The organism is Corynebacterium diphtheriae, from assembly GCF_001457455.1.
In the GTDB taxonomy this organism is placed as follows: Bacteria; Actinomycetota; Actinomycetes; order Mycobacteriales; family Mycobacteriaceae; genus Corynebacterium; species Corynebacterium diphtheriae.
Window position 1 is genome coordinate 1,672,911 of record NZ_LN831026.1, and the last position, 17,586, is coordinate 1,690,496.

A 17,586-nucleotide genomic window follows, 5' to 3' on the forward strand; every position below is an offset into this window, starting at 1 on the left:
CCGTCACTATTTTTTGATAGCTCTATAGATAATGGGTTAAGCTATTCGCGCATATAACCTACGACCGACTATCAATGTGTCAGCGTTCGCGCTGTAAACCCATACACCTTATAACGAGGAGTCAACGTGGCTTTTACTTCCACCGAAGACGTCATTAAGTACATAAAAGAAGAAAACGTCGAGTTTCTTGATATTCGCTTCACCGACGTTCCGGGCCGTGAACAGCGCATCACCATCCCTGCATCGATGTTCACCGAGGAAGCTGCTGAAGATGGCTTCGCATTCGATGGTTCCTCCATCCGAGGATTTACCACCATCGATGAATCCGACATGAACTTGCACCCCGACATTGCTACCGCAATGGTCGACCCATTCCGCAAGGCTAAGACACTGAACATGAAGTTCTTTGTCCACGACCCATTCACCCGCGAGCCATTCTCCCGTGACCCACGTAACGTTGCCCGCAAAGCCGAGCAGTACCTGGCTTCTACCGGCATTGCTGACACCTGTTTCTTCGGCGCAGAAGCTGAATTCTACGTCTTTGACAAAGTCAGCTACGAAATTGAAGGCAACCGCTCCCACTACGAAGTCGACTCCGACAACGGTTGGTGGAACCGCGGCGTAGACCAAAACCTCGATGGCACCCATAACCGCGGCTATAAGACCCCATTCAAAGGCGGCTACGGCCAGTGCGCACCATACGACACCCTCGAAGATCTTCGCGACGAGATGACACTCACCTTGCGCGACGCAGGCTTTGACATTGAGCGCCAGCACCCAGAATGCGGTACCGGATCACAGCAAGAGATCAACTACCGATTCAACACCCTGCTCCACGCTGCCGATGATCTACAGACCTTCAAGTACATCATCAAAAACACCGCTTTCCGCAACGGCAAGACCGCAACGTTTATGCCTAAGCCACTAGCAGGCGACAACGGCTCCGGCATGCACGCCCACCAGTCACTGTGGAAGGACGGCAAGCCGTTGTTCCACGATGAGGTCGGCTACGCAGGCCTTTCCGACATGGCCCGCTACTACATCGGTGGTATCCTGCACCACGCAGGCGCAGTTTTGGCGTTTACCAACCCAACGCTTAACTCCTACCACCGCCTAGTCCCTGGCTTCGAGGCTCCCATCAACCTCGTGTACTCCCAGCGCAACCGCTCGGCTGCGATCCGCATTCCGATCACCGGCTCCAACCCAAAGGCAAAACGCATCGAATTCCGCGCACCAGACCCATCAGGCAACCCATACTTCGGTTTCGCTGCCATGATGCTCGCAGGCCTCGACGGCATCAAGAACCGCATCGAGCCACACGCACCCGTGGATAAGGATCTCTACGAGCTACCACCAGAAGAAGCCGCTTCCATCCCTCAGGCACCAACCTCCCTCGAGGCATCCCTGAAGGCTTTGGAGGAGGACAACGAGTTCCTCACCGACGGCGATGTCTTCACCGACGACTTGATCGACACCTACATCAAGCTCAAGTACGACAATGAAATTGCACCTGTTCGCCTGCGCCCAACCCCGCAGGAGTTCGAGATGTATTTCGACTGCTAAGAGTTTAGAGTCTAGGGCGTGGTTCCGATATTCTTTCGGAGCCGCGCCCTTTTCTTATCCTTCTTCTACGGCAGTATCTGCCACCAGTTGCTCCATTGTCCCGCTCAGAGCTGCTTCGAGAACGTCACTGTCGGGCATATCAAAGTGGTCGTGCCCAAGCAGCAAGCTAAACGACGTCTGGGTATATCCCTGCGTGGTGTAAGCACTGTAGCCTTTGAGAGCGGCACCAACGGCATCGAAGTTTTCCAGTGTCGCTTCGGGGACGTCGTCACGCCCTACTACCCAATAAAGCGGTAGCTTATGCGGAAGTTCAGGAATAACCTGTGATTCTGGCACTTCACCACCGCTGACCATGACCGCGCCACCAGTAACCAAGGGGCTTAGCTTCGGCAGAACTTTTTGCGCTAGATATTCTGCGCCGCCGGAATAGCCCATCCACCAGATTTTGTGCTGGTTAATGTAGGGATGGTCACTTAATTGTTGTTCAATGAGTGCTCTGAGCCATTTGGTTTTACCTTCCGAGGGTTTCCACCATGCGTGGTCGTTGTCCGCAGAGGGGTCTAGTGGAGCGATGAGAATCATATTGTGGCTACGTGCCACCTCCGCCATAGAAGATAGCCCTTGGCCAGGATCATCAAACTCATCTTCGCCGTCACCATGTAGGCGCACCACGAGTCCAATGATTCGCGAGTAGTCCAAGCCCGTGTCGTAGATTCGATAATTGCTTGTCACATTATCGTGGGTAAAACTGTGCATCTCCCCGTGGTCGATGTCGCCATCGTGGGACGTGCTAGAGAATTTTTGTGTAACGGTATCAATTTTTGCAGGTGCACCTGGGAATGCGATAGCGCCGCCGAGGATACCGAGGACAATGCCCACTGCAGAAGCGATGATGATCTTGAGCTTCGCAGGAACTCTGCGTTTCATGGGGTTTATAGTACGCTTCGTTCTTCCACTCCCGAAGCCATTTCAGACGCTATCGACCACCCAGAACACGCAGCAGGCCGTTTTCTCCACAATTTCATCGGCGACTTCATCACGAAAGTCTTGAACGGCATCTCCATTGCCGTAGTAGTCACGCTGTCGTCGTCAATGCTTTCCATCCTGATCGGAGTGCTCGTGGGTATGCAGTTCAAGCTCACCCCAACCCAGACAGCAAGCATCGGCATTGCAACAGGAACTGCCAATCTCGGCAGGTTTTGGAATTTCAGGGATTGTGGCACCACTTGCTGCGCTAAATGCCGAGGGCGCTGGGACTCGTGCGTTCAGAAAATTACACTCTTGATTTTGAATAAATCCACATAGCAAAACCGAGACATTCCCTCCCTCAAAGGAATGTCTCGGTTTTATTTTTACTCAAGTGTTAAGCGTTAGTTCTCTTCATCTTTTTGGAAAGATCCAAGGACCTTATCTGCAGCGCCCTTGATCTTATCGCCGGCATCGCTAACGGCCTGCTTAACATCGGCTTTGGTCTGATCGGCGCGACCTTCGTCGGCAAGCTGCTCGTTCTCAGTAGCCTCTCCTACTGCCTCTTTTGCTTTGCCGCCCAATTCTTCGATCTTGTTCTCAAAATCACTCATGGTGACGTGCCTCCTTAAGGCGTAGTGGGATTAATACCAATTCCCACCGTAGGTCGCCTTAAAGATGCCCGCCACCATGTGCACACATTGTTATCAACCCGCAAGGTAATTGTTACAGAACCATCGCTGCCACCCAACCAGCTGCTATAAGCGGGAGGTTGAAGTGGAGGAAGGTCGGAATAACTGAATCTCGAATGTGGTCATGCTGACCATCCGCATTCAAACCTGCTGTAGGACCAAGTGTGGAATCCGAAGCTGGGGAGCCCGCGTCACCCAAAGCGCCGGCGGCACCAATGATCGCAACCGTTGCTGCTGGAGAAAATCCCATGGTGGCACACAGCGGAACATAAATCGTTGCGATAATCGGGAGCGTGGAAAACGAAGAGCCAATGCCCATAGTCACCACAAGACCCACCAAGAGCATCACAAGAGCACCTGCAGCTTTGTTTTCACCAAACATGGCAGCGGAGGCGTCGACAAGCGATTCAACTTCGCCCGTCTCACTCATAACCGAGGCAAAGCCTTGGGCCGTAATCATAATGAAGCCAATCATGGCCATCATCTTCATACCCTGGCTAAAGACATCATCAGCTTCTCGCCAGTTCACCGCACCAGTGAGCATAAAGATAGCCAAGCCAGTAAGAGCACCGATCAACAAAGAATCCGCTTCGGTATCCAGCGACTGCATAACGATCTGAACAGCGAAAGTGGCAAAGATTGCGACTAGAGAAACAATAACCTTGTATCGAGAAACCGGCTTTTCTTCCTCATCAGTCTCCACAATGACCACAGTCTGATAATCACGTGGCTTGCGATAGCTAAAGAACACAGCAATTAACAGACCAACAAACATACCCAACGCGGGGATTCCCATGACCTGCATGATGTTAATGCCGCTGGTGTCCATTCCAGCTTTGCGGATGTTACCGAGCAAAATCTCGTTGAGGAAGATTGAACCAAATCCCAGCGGAATCCACATGTAGGTAGTAACCAAACCAAAGGTAAGCACACAGGTAACAACACGACGATCCAACCGCAGCTTATTCATCACACTGAGAAGAGGTGGCACGATCAGTGGGATAAAGGCGATGTGAACTGGGATGAGGTTCTGACTCATCACACTCATAGCAAGGATTCCCATGAGCATGAGCCATTTGGTTACAGCAACTGCTTTTTTACTTGCGCTTTGTTCTTCACCACTAATTTTTTTCATGATGAAGTCGGCTAAAAGCTTGGGCAAGCCCGAGCTTGCCACCGCCATGGCAAAGGCACCGAGCATGGCATAACTAAGCGCAATTTTCGCACCACCAGCTAGGCCTTCTTGGAAAGCAACCATCGTTGCATCAAGGCCAATTCCACTGGTCAGACCGCCCACAAGGGCACCGATAAAGAGGGCCAAGACCACGTGAACTCGCAAGACCGCGAGTACCAGCATGACAACGACCGCTAGTAACACTGCATTCATAGCGAATAAATTACGCTATTACGCAATTTATTAATAGCTGGATAGAAATTACCCCCGCACTCTGTACGTATTAAAACACCAGTTGACTATCCATACTTGTGTTGGATCCATGTTAGATCTAACTTGTATCTATGTCGTATTCACAGCATGATCCTCATGTCGCAGCACTCTTGGATCACACATCCGAGTTGCCCGCCGCCGAGCGCGCCTATCTCTATCTAAAACAACAGATCACTCACGGCCACCTCAGCGACAATGACATGATCAGTGAAGGCGACATAGGCAAAGTACTCAGTTTGAGCCGCACGCCTGTACGTGAAGCATTTCTCAGGCTAGAAACCGAAGGGTTCTTGCGTCTCTATCCAAAACGTGGCGCCTTGATCGTGCCACTCGGAGCAGAAGACATCCGCGACATTTACGAGTCCCGTTACCTCATCGAGGCTCACTCAGCCCAAAAAGTTGCGCAACTACCAAGCGCACAACGAACGGCGATCGTCGCAGCGCTAGAAGCCACCATCGAAAAGCAAGAAGAGGCCTTAAGCCGCGAACGACTCGACCTCTATACCGACTTCGACGCAGAGTTTCATCAACACATCATGAAAGCTGCTGGCAACGAAATTCTGGCGCACCTCTACAACAGCTTGCGGGATAAACAAGCACGCATCACCTCACGTATCGTGACCCGCAACGCTGACAACGCCCAAGTGTTTGTCCAAGGCCATAAACAACTAACTTTGGCAATCCGCGACGGCAATAGCGACACCTACCAACAGGTTCTTTCTGAACACCTTGCCACTTCGCAACATCAGTTTTAACGACACACAGTAAGAAGAGCTATGCCTCAAAAGCAGCAATCGGCCGTGCATCCACGCGACTGGTTCCCAGTAGCAGCCACAATGATCGCCATCGCTTGGGGAGGCAACGAATTTACCCCCTTGCTCGTCATGTACCGCGCAACCAGCCATTTCGAACAAGTCGTGGTCAACGGACTCCTCGGTGCCTATGTGATCGGCATCGTCCCCGCCCTGCTTATAGCAGGACCCCTATCAGACCTTATCGGTCGACGCCCCACTCTCCTACCCGCAATACCTATCTCATTATTCGGATCCGTCCTCATGTCCTTGGCACCACACCATCCCGTGGTCATTGGTGCAGGCCGTATCTTTTCCGGAATCGCCCTCGGCCTCGTCATGGCCGTAGGTTCTACATGGATCACTGAACTTTCCGCCGCTAGTGGCACCGATGCCACAGCAGGTCCCCGGCGCGCCGGATTATGCCTGACCGGTGGTTTTCTCGTTGGCGCCGGTGTGGCTTCAATTCTTGCCCAGTGGGCGCCAGCTCCTGCCCACACGCCTTATGTGCTGCACATTATCCTGACCGTATTCACTGGTTTTTGGCTCTTAAAGGCACCAGAAACCAACGCCCCCGAGCTAGGTACGGTCAAGGCAGCGTGGCAAACAGTTGGCTTTCGACGTTTCTTCCAAGATCTGCGTATCCCCGCTGCTGCACACAAGCGATTCTTACGCGTAGTTGTTCCCGTAGCCCCCTGGGTTTTTGGTTGTGCGGGCGCAGCCTATGCGATTCTCCCCCAGCTACTTGCTACTTCAGCAGGAAATATCCCTATCGCATTTTCTGGGTTGATGACGGTTCTCACTCTTGGTTGTGGTGCTGGAATTCAGATCGTCGGCAAGCTGATTGATACCCGCGAGTCTGCGCGCGCATCGGTCGTTGCCATGGCGATTATTACTGTTGGAGTTGCTATTGGAGCCGTCGCAGCCTCCGACCTTAACATTTGGATCGGAATTCTCTCGGCCATGCTGATGGGTATGGGCTACGGTCTAGCATTGGTGGCTGGCTTGTCCGAGGTACAACGCATTGCCCAAGCAGATGATCTTGCAGGCCTCACAGCAGTCTATTATTCGGTTGCTTACCTAGGCTTTTTCATCCCGATGGCCTTCGCAGCATTAAATGCACGTTTTAGCTACACGGTGCTGTTTTCAGTAGGCACCGTGCTCGCACTCGCATGTTTGATTGCGGTTACCACCGCATGGCGAGCCCATCTACCAGGTGTTCGCCATATCGCGGTAGCTGCCTAGCGGCGTCGTTCTCGTTTTTCGTATCCCATGCGCGGCCGGAAGCCTTCTGGCCGCCGCAACTGGGCTACGGCGTCTCCGACAACCAACCTAAAACGTGGTTTCATCGGAGGCATTTGCATCACAGAGAACCATCGCACCTCGGTGTTTTCGTCGTCACCGATACGTGGGGTGCTGTCTCCTACAACTTCACACCGCATGGCGGTATCCATGTAGTGCGAAACATCCCCATTAGGGTAGGTAACTGGCCCTACAGCACCTACTCCAAGCAGTGCTTCCACGGTGACGTCAAGGCCAGTTTCTTCCTTAACTTCGCGTACAGCTGCACTGTGTGGTTGCTCGCCGGGATCGACGATTCCGGTTACTGGCGTCCATTCGCCATTATCAGCTCGCTTAACAAGCAGCACTTCTGGGACAGCGGTAATTGGTGCTCCTTCTGGAACATCCTTAATAACAACGGCGGTAACCCCAGGTAAAAATAGCGGATCGTTGCCGATCTTTTCCCGCAGTTGAAGTACAAAATCCGGTGTAGGCATCGTGGAAATATTCCTTCAATTCTTTAAAAGTTATTGTTTCTCTGGAGAGTCTGCCTCATCCAGTGCATTGGTTTCGTTCTGCTGGCGTAACGCTGCTTCTTTTTTGATCTTTTCGGCAAAGGCCTTGGGATCAAAGTCAGTGAAGTATTCCGGTCCAGCGAATTGCTCTTGTGCCATGGGTGTCAGTCTAGCTATGAAAAATCCCCACTTCATCCGTGAGTGTGTCACAGTACCAGATGGCATGGGGATTGTATGCGTAGTCAACGACTACAAAAAGCACTACTGAGTTTTTTCGGTTTCCTCGATGCTAGTCACAATGAAGTCTTTGACCACTGCTACGTCATTAGGAAGATCAGTTACACGCCGTTGAGCATCCATGATGTTGGCAAAGCGCTCTGGCATCTCAGGTTCGCGTCCTGTTGCCTCGCAGATAGTGTCAGCGAACTTAACTGGAAGCGCAGTTTCAAGGCAGACAATTGGCGAATCAATATCGCAGGCCCAATCTCGTGCTACTTTCACACCGTCCGCGGTATGAGGGTCGATCATCATGCCACGATTTTCGTAGCAGTCTGCAATCGTGGCAACACGATCAGCATGGGTAGATTTACCGGAGGCAAATCCGTAACGATTCGCGGCCTCGGCGAATGCTGGGTCCTGAGCCAAGCTGAATCCACCCTGCTTGACTTGGGTACCAAATAGATCAGCTACTCTGCCTGCATCTCGTCCGAGAAGATCAAATATAAAGCGTTCAAAGTTAGAAGCGCGCGAAATGTCCATGGACGGAGAGGATGTTTCATACGTATCTGCAGAACTGCGTACACGGTAATCGCCGGTGCGGAAAAACTCATCGAGTACATCATTTTCATTCGTTGCAACGATAAGGCGATCGATAGGAAGACCCATCTGTTTTGCAATATGCCCTGCGCAGATGTCACCGAAGTTGCCGGTTGGTACACAAAAGCTCACTTTTTGGTCGTTGCTATCGGTAACGCGAAGCCAAGAAGAAATGTAATACACAACTTGTGCTACAAGACGTGCCCAGTTAATGGAGTTCACTGCTCCGATTCGGTAGTTCTTTTTAAATTCCGAATCCCCCGACACTGCTTTAACTACATCTTGGCAATCGTCGAATACACCATCGAGCGCGATATTAAAGATATTTGAGTCATCAAGACCGAACATCTGTGCCTGCTGGAATGGGGTCATACGCCCCGCAGGGGTGAGCATAAAAACGCGGATCCCCTTTCGGCCACGCATGGCGTATTCCGCAGACGATCCGGTGTCACCGGAGGTTGCACCGAGGATATTCAGGGATTCGCCGCGACGCTCTAGCTCATATTCGAAAAGTTCGCCGAGCAACTGCATAGCCATGTCTTTAAATGCCGCCGTTGGGCCTTCTGAAAGATGACCGATATAAATGTTGTTCTCCAGCTTGGTCACTGGAACGATGTCCTCGTCGGAAAATTTTGGCGTGGTGTACGCACGGGCGGTGATTTTTTCAATATCGGCCGCAGGGATGTCGTCGATAAATAGCTTTAATACTTCAGCTGCGAGTGCCGCATATCCTTTGTCTTCTAACAACGTACGCCACTGCTCAAGCAGCTCTTCGGTCAGTTGTGGATACTGTTCCGGCAGGTAAAGGCCGCCATCGGGGGCAAGTCCACCAAGCAAGATATCGGTAAATCGAGCCGGAGTCGATGATGCGTCGCGCGTTGAAATATATTTCATCTCTCCTACCCTAGCGGTGACACCGCGCACACTACGACAATTGCGCCCACATATACCCCCATACTGCAGGTTTTATTCGAAGAACATCTCATCTGCCCAGTACCTAGCGCGCCACTCACCACCATTTTTGATAGCGTTAGGGCTTACAAATCGGACAGTAGGAAGTTTCATGCCGCAACCGTCATCGTTTCCCCGCCGCTACGCCATCACTATCGCAGCTCTAGGCGCCACAATCGCTTTGGTCATCGCAGGTTTTTGGACAGGCGGTGCTGCACTAAAAAGCTCCTTGAACGATTCTTCGCCGACTAGTGAATCTTCAAATGCTCAGGCTTCTTCCAGGTCTCAGACTCCCAACAGCGCTACGCCCACCTCTGTGGCAAAGACTGAGGAGCCAGACCCCTACCACGACCTGAAAACTTTAAATTCTGGGGTATCCCCAGCCGGTTTTGGAACTTTTTCGATGACCGGACCGGCCCATATCGAGGCTGCTTCCTATGATTCAATGCCCTATGAGCTCCCCCTTAACCCCGCTGGTCCACAGGCAACGATGGTGCGCTGGGTAAATGGTTGGGGTCAGTCTCCTGCCACAGCTGAGCAGGGCACGACTTATGTATTAGGGCACGCGTGGGGGCAGCAACGATTGGTTTTTAACCCAATTTCTGAGGTAGTAACGTCCAACGTCGATTTTGATCGCCCTACTATTGTCCGCGGCGACGATGGCGTCGAGGTCACTCGTTATCACACAAGCGTGTTAAATGGCTCAGTGGTGACCATGACTGACCCCGACGGACATGGCCGCGCATGGGAAGTAACTGGTGCTTACTTAGTCAACAAATACGAGGCTATCGACGACTCCGAGCTTGTCGACGATTCCATCCCAGGGCGCATCGTCTTGATCGCATGCTCGGTCGACGGGTCCGTTGACCTTGAATACAACGTTATTGTGACCGGCGAACTGATCTAGTTGGTTCGACGCGCGATGAGGGCGTCGATAAGCGACGTTAAGGTTTGTTCCGCCCCACCAGAGGTAGTGTCGTTATCAGTGCGCTGACGCCGTCCTGACGCGGATTGCTTGGCGGTCACGCTCAGTATGTTTCCTTCCAAGGTCAGCGGCGTGTCTGCCCCTGTCGCTGTGGATTCGATAGCGGTAGCAAATGCATACAGCTCACCTACGGTGGCATTGCTGAGATCAAGACTTAGTTTCATAGACATGCTAAAAGCTCCTCTCAATAACGGTGAATGCTCACCAGCTTAGAGAGGAGCTTAAGAATCTCGCATCGGGGCAATCCCTGATTTACTTACAGGCCTTTACCCAAATCTGCGAAAACTTGGTGGTTGAAAACGAAAGCATCGGTTGCTTCTTTCAAAAGGTGCTCACGCTGTTCATCGCTAAGCTCTAGGTTGTTGAGCTTTTCACGGTACTCATCCTTGTAGACCTTGAGCTTGGCGATCCCCTCGAAGTGGTAGAAACCTAGGGCTTCAGGATCAACGCCGTAGTGGCGCTGCATCATACGTGCGATAACCTGTCCGCCCGAGAGATCCCCGAGGTAGCGCACGTAGTGGTGAGCAACTAGCGCTGGGCCGTCAACATTGTCGCGGATTTCTTCAAGACGATTCACGTAATCAATAACAGCTGGCGATGCTGTGATGCGTGATCGCCACTCACTACTACCGTTTAGCTTGTCTAGGTCGCGTGCCAAAACCTCAGCACGGTTGAGAGCGGGATCGAGAAGGGACTCCGCAAATCCGCTGGCACGCACGGCATCTACTGCCTGCTCTAGTGCCGTGTAGAACAACCATGCTTGCTCCTGCAGACGAGTAAATTCCGCTACCCCCAAGCGACCTTTTAGCAGGTCGCTCATGAAGGTGGAGTGCTCAGCTTTTTCGTGGGCTTGTGCGGTGGACTGCTTGAGTTCGACAGCGAGGCCTGCGGTTGCAGTGGTCATAGATGAAGAAAAACTTTCGTATGGACACATCGTGCGTTTTGATCAATAACCTAGAAAGTACTTAGGTTAGGTTCCCCTCACATCAACCAGATAGTTGATTCTTCCACTCACCGAGCGATCGACCTCACCACATCAACCGCTAATAGTCATGTTCAATACTATCGACGCCCCAAAACACCTCATCTACTACTTGTCGTGCACGGCGGGTGACCTTCAAATAGTGATCAAGGTACTGCTGCGAATCCGAAGGTTCCCAACCAGCCGCACCTGCTACCGCTGCAAGCTGAGTCCCCTGCTGCGGCAGCTGATCCACGCGTTTTCCGCGCACCAACACAATGGCGTTTCGTGCTCGTGTGGCAGTAAGCCACGCCTGGCGTAGCACCTCGACCTTTTCCGGTTCGATCACAGCGTGTTTTTCAATCACATCGAGGCTGTCCAACGTGGACGGGTTATGGAGATCCTGAAACTCGTGGGCATGCATCATGGTCAGTAATTGAACGGTCCACTCAACATCCGTCAACGCACCCCGCCCAAGTTTGGTGTGGGTATTACGATCAGCTCCACGCGGCAATCGCTCATTATCCACGCGAGCTTTCATCCGCCGGACCTCCCTAATAACTTTCTGGCTCACGCCAGCTTCGGGATAGCGCAAGGGCTCAATCATCTCGAGGAATCGAGCACCGAGTTCCTGATCACCGGCGATAAAATCAGCCCGTAAAAGCGCTTGGATTTCCCATACTTCACCCCAACGCTCGTAATACTGCTTATAGGATTCCAGCGTGCGTACAACAGCACCCGAACGCCCCTCAGGACGCAACCCTAAATCCACGTCAAGCGGCGGATCGCCACTCGGCTTGGCCAGACGCGATCGCATCGAATCGCATACTCCAATCGCCCATTTCACCGCGGCTTCATCCGATACCCCCTCGGTTGGTTCACATACGAACATCACATCAGCGTCGGAACCATAACCTAGCTCTGAACCACCTAAGCGCCCCATACCGATCACAGCAATGCGCGCTGGTGGCACCGAATTCTTATCCCCTGTCGAGCCGATTAACGAAGCCCGAATTTCGGCCTGCAAACCGGCTTCCAATACCGCATCCCACACATACGACAGTCGGCGGCAGACTTGTTGCACACTGAGCATTTGCAACAAATCTGCACTGGCAATGCGAGCCAGTTCGGCACGGCGAAGGGACCTAGCAACTGCAATAGCCACATCCGGATCATCGTGACGAGCCGCAGCTGCCACGATCGATTTGGTCACGCGGTCTTCTGAGGTTTCTAGAAGTTTCGGACGCGTGGCACCGTCGCCAAGCTGTTTCACAATGTCTGGCGCGGAGATGATCAAATCAGCCGTGTACGGAGAATTACCCAAAATCCGCATGAGACGCTGGCCGACGACCCCCTCATCGCGCAGCATCCTCAAAAACCACGTGCGATCGTAGGCGGCGTCAGAAAGTTTGCGGTAGTTCAAAAGACCCGCGTCAGGTTCTGCTGTCTCCGAGAGCCACTCCATGAGCGTGGGCAAAAGCATCGCTTGAATTTTGGCTTTCCTACTACCCCCCGCAGCAAGCGCATGAAGGTGGTCCATGGCGCGATCAGGAAATACATAACCCAACGCAGCGAGCTGAAGCTTTGCGGCTGCTGGGGAAAGCTTCAAGGTTCCCACCGAAATATTGACGACGGAATCGAGCAGCGGTCGGTAGAACAGCTTTCGATGCAAGCTCGATATATGAAGGCGCGATGTTTTTAGCATCGCATTCATCTCATCGGTAGCACTTGCCAGTTTGGATGTTTTAAACCCTGCAGCTCGCGCTAGCCAACGCAGTTGCTTCGTTTTCGTTGCCTCCGGCATCGTGTGGGTGCGCTTTACTTTTTGCAGCTGCAAGCGGTGTTCCAGCAATCGGAGAAACTCATAGGCACGAATGAGCTCAGCACCATCTTCGCGCCCAACGTATCCGCCCTCAATAAGCGCGTTCAGGGCGTCAATCGTAGAAAGCGTACGCAAGGATTCGTCGGATCGCCCATGAACAAGCTGCAAAAGCTGTACTGCAAATTCCACATCGCGCAACCCTCCCTCGCCAAGTTTTAGTTCGAGGTTTTTCAGTTTGGCTGGGACATTTTCTAAAACTCGGCGGCGCATTCGCTGCACGTTGTCAACAAAAGATTCCCGTTGGCTTGCTTCCCACACCATTGGCTGGAGTTTCTCGCTATAGGCTTGCCCAAGCGGCATATATCCGGTCATCGGCCGGTGCTTGAGTAAAGCTTGGAACTCCCAAGTTTCAGCCCATCTCTTGTAATACACAACATGGGAATCTAGGGTACGTACCAGCACCCCATGTTTGCCTTCGGGGCGAAGTGCTGCATCGACTTCGAAGAAACAAGCACAACCAATGCGAATAAACTCCCCTGCTAGCCGAATAGCTTTAGGAGTTACCGGCTCAGCAACGAAGATGACATCAACATCTGAAATGTAATTGAGTTCCTGAGCACCGCATTTGCCCATCGCCATAACAGCCAGATGTGTGTCCACTTCACCTTCTGGATACACATGTGCCACGGCGACGGCCAGTGCAGCGGTCAATGCAGCATCCGCCAGATCAGCTAATGCCTTGGTGACGGTCACAAATGGAGCCTCCGGCAATCCGGTGCGATGAATGTCTTCGGGGTAGGTGCCGGCAAGATCAGCCGCTGCGATCCTCAGCAGCAACGAGCGATAGGTGGTTTTTAGTGCAACTTCTGCACGTTCCCCAGTAATTTCAGCACGGTAAGTACCAGGTGTGGATAGATCAGTATTCGCGGTATCATCCGCGCTGAGATCAGCATCAAAGGAAAATTCCGAGTCTGAGTCCGAACCCTGCGGTTGCTGGGATTCTGAAGAAAAGCTCGCAGGTGCGGCGCCGACGGAGCCGAGCATGAGCCGAAACGTCTCTTGCCTCGTCGGCATCGGCCTTTGTAATTCCGGCCATGTGTGTGGATGCGCTACAAGGTGGTCACCCAGTGCCGTGGATGCACCAAGGAGGGAAAACAGCTTTACGCGTAGCTCGGGGTCAGTGCGAAGTACATTGTGCAATTGCCCTTTTTGTTCCCCCAATGCTTCCATCAATCGAATAATGGTGTTCAGTGCTAAGTCCGGATCCGCAGTTCCACTGAGGTGCCACAGAATTTCGGCGGCTTGTTCTGGGGCGTCGACTACTGTATCTGGATCATTGGAATACCAACCCAACCAGCACAGATCTTTTTCGGCGTTGGCGTTGCTAAAGCCCAGGGCTCCAATAGATGGAAGTGTTTTTCGCATGTGGTGGTACTCCGAGTTTTGTCACCGATGAAAACGAGCGTGGCGATGTATTAATTGTCGAGGTTATTGCGCAATTCCCATGGGGTAATTTGCTGCTGGTAGTCGTGCCATTCGCGCCATTTGTTACGTAGGAAGTATTCAAAGACGTGCTCGCCAAGGATATCGGCTACCAATTCACTGCGTTCCATTTCTCGTAGCGCTTGGTCCAGGCTGGTTGGTAGGTCTTTGTATCCCATGGCGAGGCGCTCGCGACGTGTAAGCGAGCTGATGTCTTCTTCGGCTGCATCTGGGATCTCATAACCTTCGCGGATGCCTTTAAGTCCCGCACCTAGTAACACAGAAAACGCTAGGTAAGGGTTGCATGCGGAATCTGGTGAACGTACTTCCACACGACGTGATTCTGCTTTTGCTAGCCGGTAGGTAGGAACGCGAATGAGTGCTGACCGGTTCGAGGCGCCCCATGTGGCTGCAGTTGGTGCTTCGTTGCCAAAGAGGATGCGCTTGTAGGAGTTGGTCCACTGGTTAGTCACAGCCGAGATCTCATTGGCGTGGTGAATAATGCCGGCGATGAATCGTTTTGCGGTCACGGACAGTCCGTATTCATCATCTGGATCATGGAATGCGTTGATGTCACCTTCGAACAAGGACATGTGCGTGTGCATCGCGGAGCCGGCGTGATCCCTGAACGGCTTTGGCATAAAGGTGGCACCGATGTTGTTGTCGATAGCGACTTGTTTCATCAGATGTTTAAAGGTGATGATCGAGTCTGCCATGGTCAACACATCGGCGTGCCGGAGATCGATTTCTTGTTGTCCCGGCGCGGTTTCGTGGTGGGAGAATTCGACGGGGATGCCCATGCGGTCGAGTGCAAGCATGGCTTCACGACGGAACATGGGGGCGTCGTTTTGGCTTGCTTGGTCGAAGTACCCGCCGTTGTCGGTTGGTACTGGTGGTAGGCCGTTCGTGCGAAGATTTTGGACGAGGAAGAATTCGATTTCTGGGGAGACGACGCAGTGGAATCCTTCGTCGGCGGCGAGTTGTACTTGTTTGTGAAGTACTTGGCGTGGGTCCGAGTTGGAGGCCTGGCCGTCGGGGTTGAGAATGTCGCAGAACATTCGGGCCGAGCGCATAGTGGGGTCGGAGTTGAGGCTCGGCAGCATTTTGAAGGTGGAGGGGTCAGGTAGCGCGATGGTATCGGCTTCTGAGATTCGGGAGAATCCTTCGATCGCGGAGCCGTCGAACCCGATGCCTTCTTCGAAGGCTGATTCGAGCTCTGAGGGGGCGACTGCTACTGATTTGAGAAATCCGAGGATGTCAGTGAACCAAAGTCGTACGAAGCGGACGTCTCGTTCTTCGATTTCTTGTAGCACGAATTCTTGTTGGGAGTTCATATCTCTTACGATACTTTCTGCTCGTGACATCGCACGGTCGCCCTATTGTTTTCGCAGTATATAGGCTCTTTTGGGTGGGGGTTGCGTGGTTATTTTCATGTTTTGTTATCGCGTGTCATAACAAACTGGTAGAACTCATGTCATGGGATTACAGCGCCAGTTGGAAGTAGAAGCGAAATACTCGGTTGACGCTACGGCAGCGGCGCCGGATATTAGTTCAGTGCCGGGCATCACTCGGGTGACTGCGCCAGAGGTTGTTCGGTTGTCTGCTACGTATTTTGATACGGAGGATTTGCGGCTTTCGCGTGCCAAAATTACGTTACGACGCCGCACCGGTGGTCACGACGAAGGCTGGCATATTAAGGCTTCGACTCCGCAGGGGCGGAGGGAAACGCATGCTCCGTTGAGTGAGGATGTACCGCCTGAGTTGTTACAGGAGGTCCGCGCGATTGTACGAAATAGTCCACTGATTGCGGTGGCACGCGTGGATAATGAGCGGCATCTTTCTTTTGCTTCTGATTCTGAGAATCGTGTGCTTCTTGAGCTTTGCGACGATCACGTGCATTCCGTTTCGTATCTGGAAAAGGGCACGGAGCAGCGGTGGCGTGAGTGGGAAATCGAGGCTACTGCTTGTGCGCAACAATTAGGTCAAGCAGATAGTTTGTTGGAGGCTGCCGACTCAGTAGTTCGTGCTCAAGGGGCGACAGATCCGCAAAGTGGTTCCAAATTACAAAGTGCTTTAGGCGACTCGGCGTTCTATGTCCCGTCGCCTCCGCAACCTGCAGTTGTTGATTCTTCAAGCCCTGCATTCCCAGTGCTGGCTTCTTTGCAACGTGATAGTGCTGCGCTTATTCAATGGGATCCACGTGTTCGTCGTGATGAGCCCGATGCGGTTCATCAAATGCGCGTGATAACCCGTCAGTTGCGCAGTAATCTGCACACATTTAGAGAGTTTTTTACTCCACATTCCACAGAAAAGCTGGAGGCCAAACTGAAAGAATTGGCAGCTGTGCTAGGGAATGCGCGGGATTGCGAAGTAGTACAGGCTCGATTCCGTTTTATTTCTGATGATCTTGCTGCTTCGTTGTTGGATGAGTCAACGAGGGATTTCCTCCATCATGGTTTGGATGCTGACTACGCCAAAGCACATCACAGGATTAATTTAGCGCTGAACGATCAACGCTACTTCGACCTTTTAAACGACATCGATAGCTTTCTAGCGTATCCTCCGCTGGTTGCTCAAACCAAGAGCACCGATTCGAGTTTTCCTGCGTTAGTGGAAAGTCTGGATGAGGCTTATGCAGCAATGCAGCGCCGATATTCCAAGGCGGCTCCGTGCTACAAAGATTTGGAAAAATCCTTGCCCGAATATGAGGAAACATTCCATGATCTGCGTAAATCTGTTAAAAAATTCCGCTATGCTGCCGATGCGATTGGCTCTTCTACCCCATTAGCAACAAAGAAACTAGTTCGCGCTTGTAAAAAACTACAAACAGACCTCGGTGAGTTTCAGGACACGGCGACGTCTCGGGTGATGATCCATAAAGCAGCGCGACATGCCGAGCTGCGTGGAGTGTCTAGCTTCGGGCTCGGCATCGTCTACTCCTATGAGTATCAACGCGCTGTGGTTCATTTGCGTGCCGCTAAGAAAAGCTACAAAGAAGTGTCCCAAGCGTATAAGGACTTGCAAAAGAAGGCCAAGAAAAAGAAGAAGTGATTGAGTGTTTTAATCCCACTCGTCGTCTTTTTCGTCCTCCGCATCTGCGGCTTCATTGCGTGCTTGAGCTATTTCGAGAGCATGTCGGGCTTCTTCTGCGGAGGCGTATGGCCCCATTCGGTTGCTAAAGCTTGATGCTTTTCCTTGTTCAACTTCTCCGGTTTCGATGTTAAAAAACCATTGAGCATCTGTGTTGGACATAGTGCATATTCTCCTATGTGGTGATGGTAAGTTCTTTCTGCCAGAATGCCAGCACTGTGGAG

Annotated in this window: 16 protein-coding genes and 1 pseudogene; 6 read left to right on the top strand and 11 right to left on the bottom strand. The window is 52.2% G+C overall.

Translation table 11 applies throughout. The features are described from left to right. Positions 1–126 precede the first annotated feature (126 nt). Positions 127–1,563, top strand: coding sequence for a type I glutamate--ammonia ligase (glnA, locus tag AT687_RS08030; protein WP_014302140.1), 1,437 nt, complete (start codon positions 127–129; stop codon positions 1,561–1,563). Positions 1,564–1,617: 54 nt separating this feature from the next. Here glnA and AT687_RS08035 read toward each other — a convergent pair whose 3' ends face one another. Continuing rightward, the gene (locus AT687_RS08035; protein WP_014319200.1) at positions 1,618–2,490 is read right to left on the bottom strand and encodes an alpha/beta hydrolase; all 873 of its coding nucleotides are present in this window, start codon (positions 2,488–2,490) and stop codon (positions 1,618–1,620) included. A 96-nt stretch (positions 2,491–2,586) separates the two neighbouring features. Between AT687_RS08035 and AT687_RS13110 the strand changes: the two are divergent. Next, positions 2,587–2,736, top strand: a pseudogene (locus AT687_RS13110) (regulator); the annotation flags it as partial. A 197-nt stretch (positions 2,737–2,933) separates the two neighbouring features. Here the strand turns inward: AT687_RS13110 and AT687_RS08045 are convergent. Both AT687_RS08045 and AT687_RS08050 read right to left on the bottom strand, forming a co-directional pair. Beyond that, positions 2,934–3,143, bottom strand: coding sequence for a CsbD family protein (locus AT687_RS08045; protein WP_003852242.1), 210 nt, complete (start codon positions 3,141–3,143; stop codon positions 2,934–2,936). A 112-nt stretch (positions 3,144–3,255) separates the two neighbouring features. Beyond that, on the bottom strand, positions 3,256–4,608 hold the full coding sequence (locus AT687_RS08050) for a Na+/H+ antiporter family protein (protein WP_014308528.1): 1,353 nt from the start codon (positions 4,606–4,608) through the stop codon (positions 3,256–3,258). A 131-nt stretch (positions 4,609–4,739) separates the two neighbouring features. On the opposite strand from AT687_RS08050, the gene AT687_RS08055 reads away from it, so the two are divergent. Both AT687_RS08055 and AT687_RS08060 read left to right on the top strand, forming a co-directional pair. Further along, positions 4,740–5,423: a GntR family transcriptional regulator gene (locus AT687_RS08055; RefSeq protein WP_010935234.1), complete on the top strand. Its 684-nt coding sequence runs from the start codon at positions 4,740–4,742 to the stop codon at positions 5,421–5,423. Positions 5,424–5,444: 21 nt separating this feature from the next. After that, positions 5,445–6,704, top strand: coding sequence for an MFS transporter (locus tag AT687_RS08060; protein WP_014319201.1), 1,260 nt, complete (start codon positions 5,445–5,447; stop codon positions 6,702–6,704). Here AT687_RS08060 and AT687_RS08065 read toward each other — a convergent pair. The 3 genes from AT687_RS08065 to thrC form a co-directional block, all read right to left on the bottom strand. Next, complete coding sequence (locus tag AT687_RS08065; RefSeq protein WP_003852250.1) at positions 6,701–7,237, bottom strand: NUDIX hydrolase; 537 nt, start codon at positions 7,235–7,237, stop codon at positions 6,701–6,703. The two genes, AT687_RS08060 and AT687_RS08065, sit on opposite strands and share 4 nt — an antisense overlap. 30 nt (positions 7,238–7,267) lie before the next feature. After that, complete coding sequence (locus AT687_RS12640) at positions 7,268–7,450, bottom strand: hypothetical protein (RefSeq protein WP_014319202.1); 183 nt, start codon at positions 7,448–7,450, stop codon at positions 7,268–7,270. Positions 7,451–7,516: 66 nt separating this feature from the next. Beyond that, positions 7,517–8,965 carry a threonine synthase gene (thrC, locus tag AT687_RS08070; protein WP_014319203.1) on the bottom strand — a complete coding sequence of 483 codons (1,449 nt, stop codon included), beginning with the start codon at positions 8,963–8,965 and terminating at the stop codon, positions 7,517–7,519. A gap of 169 nt (positions 8,966–9,134) precedes the next feature. On the opposite strand from thrC, the gene AT687_RS08075 reads away from it, so the two are divergent. Next, entirely contained in the window at positions 9,135–9,929 is a 795-nt protein-coding gene (locus AT687_RS08075; RefSeq protein ID WP_014319204.1) for a sortase family protein, read from the top strand. Here AT687_RS08075 and AT687_RS08080 read toward each other — a convergent pair. The 4 genes from AT687_RS08080 to AT687_RS08095 form a co-directional block, all read right to left on the bottom strand. Then, complete coding sequence (locus AT687_RS08080) at positions 9,926–10,195, bottom strand: hypothetical protein (protein WP_010935239.1); 270 nt, start codon at positions 10,193–10,195, stop codon at positions 9,926–9,928. The two genes, AT687_RS08075 and AT687_RS08080, sit on opposite strands and share 4 nt — an antisense overlap. Before the next feature lie 68 nt (positions 10,196–10,263). Then, on the bottom strand, positions 10,264–10,911 hold the full coding sequence (locus AT687_RS08085; RefSeq protein WP_014319205.1) for a biliverdin-producing heme oxygenase: 648 nt from the start codon (positions 10,909–10,911) through the stop codon (positions 10,264–10,266). Between the two features lie 139 nt (positions 10,912–11,050). Continuing rightward, the gene (locus AT687_RS08090) at positions 11,051–14,215 is read right to left on the bottom strand and encodes a bifunctional [glutamine synthetase] adenylyltransferase/[glutamine synthetase]-adenylyl-L-tyrosine phosphorylase (RefSeq protein WP_014308532.1); all 3,165 of its coding nucleotides are present in this window, start codon (positions 14,213–14,215) and stop codon (positions 11,051–11,053) included. Positions 14,216–14,265: 50 nt separating this feature from the next. After that, entirely contained in the window at positions 14,266–15,606 is a 1,341-nt protein-coding gene (locus tag AT687_RS08095) for a glutamine synthetase family protein (RefSeq protein ID WP_003852261.1), read from the bottom strand. 142 nt (positions 15,607–15,748) lie between these two features. Between AT687_RS08095 and AT687_RS08100 the strand changes: the two genes are divergently transcribed. Further along, the gene (locus AT687_RS08100; protein ID WP_014319206.1) at positions 15,749–17,323 is read left to right on the top strand and encodes a CYTH and CHAD domain-containing protein; all 1,575 of its coding nucleotides are present in this window, start codon (positions 15,749–15,751) and stop codon (positions 17,321–17,323) included. 9 nt (positions 17,324–17,332) lie between these two features. Here AT687_RS08100 and AT687_RS08105 read toward each other — a convergent pair whose 3' ends face one another. Next, entirely contained in the window at positions 17,333–17,524 is a 192-nt protein-coding gene (locus AT687_RS08105) for a hypothetical protein (protein ID WP_003852263.1), read from the bottom strand. Positions 17,525–17,586 lie beyond the last annotated feature (62 nt).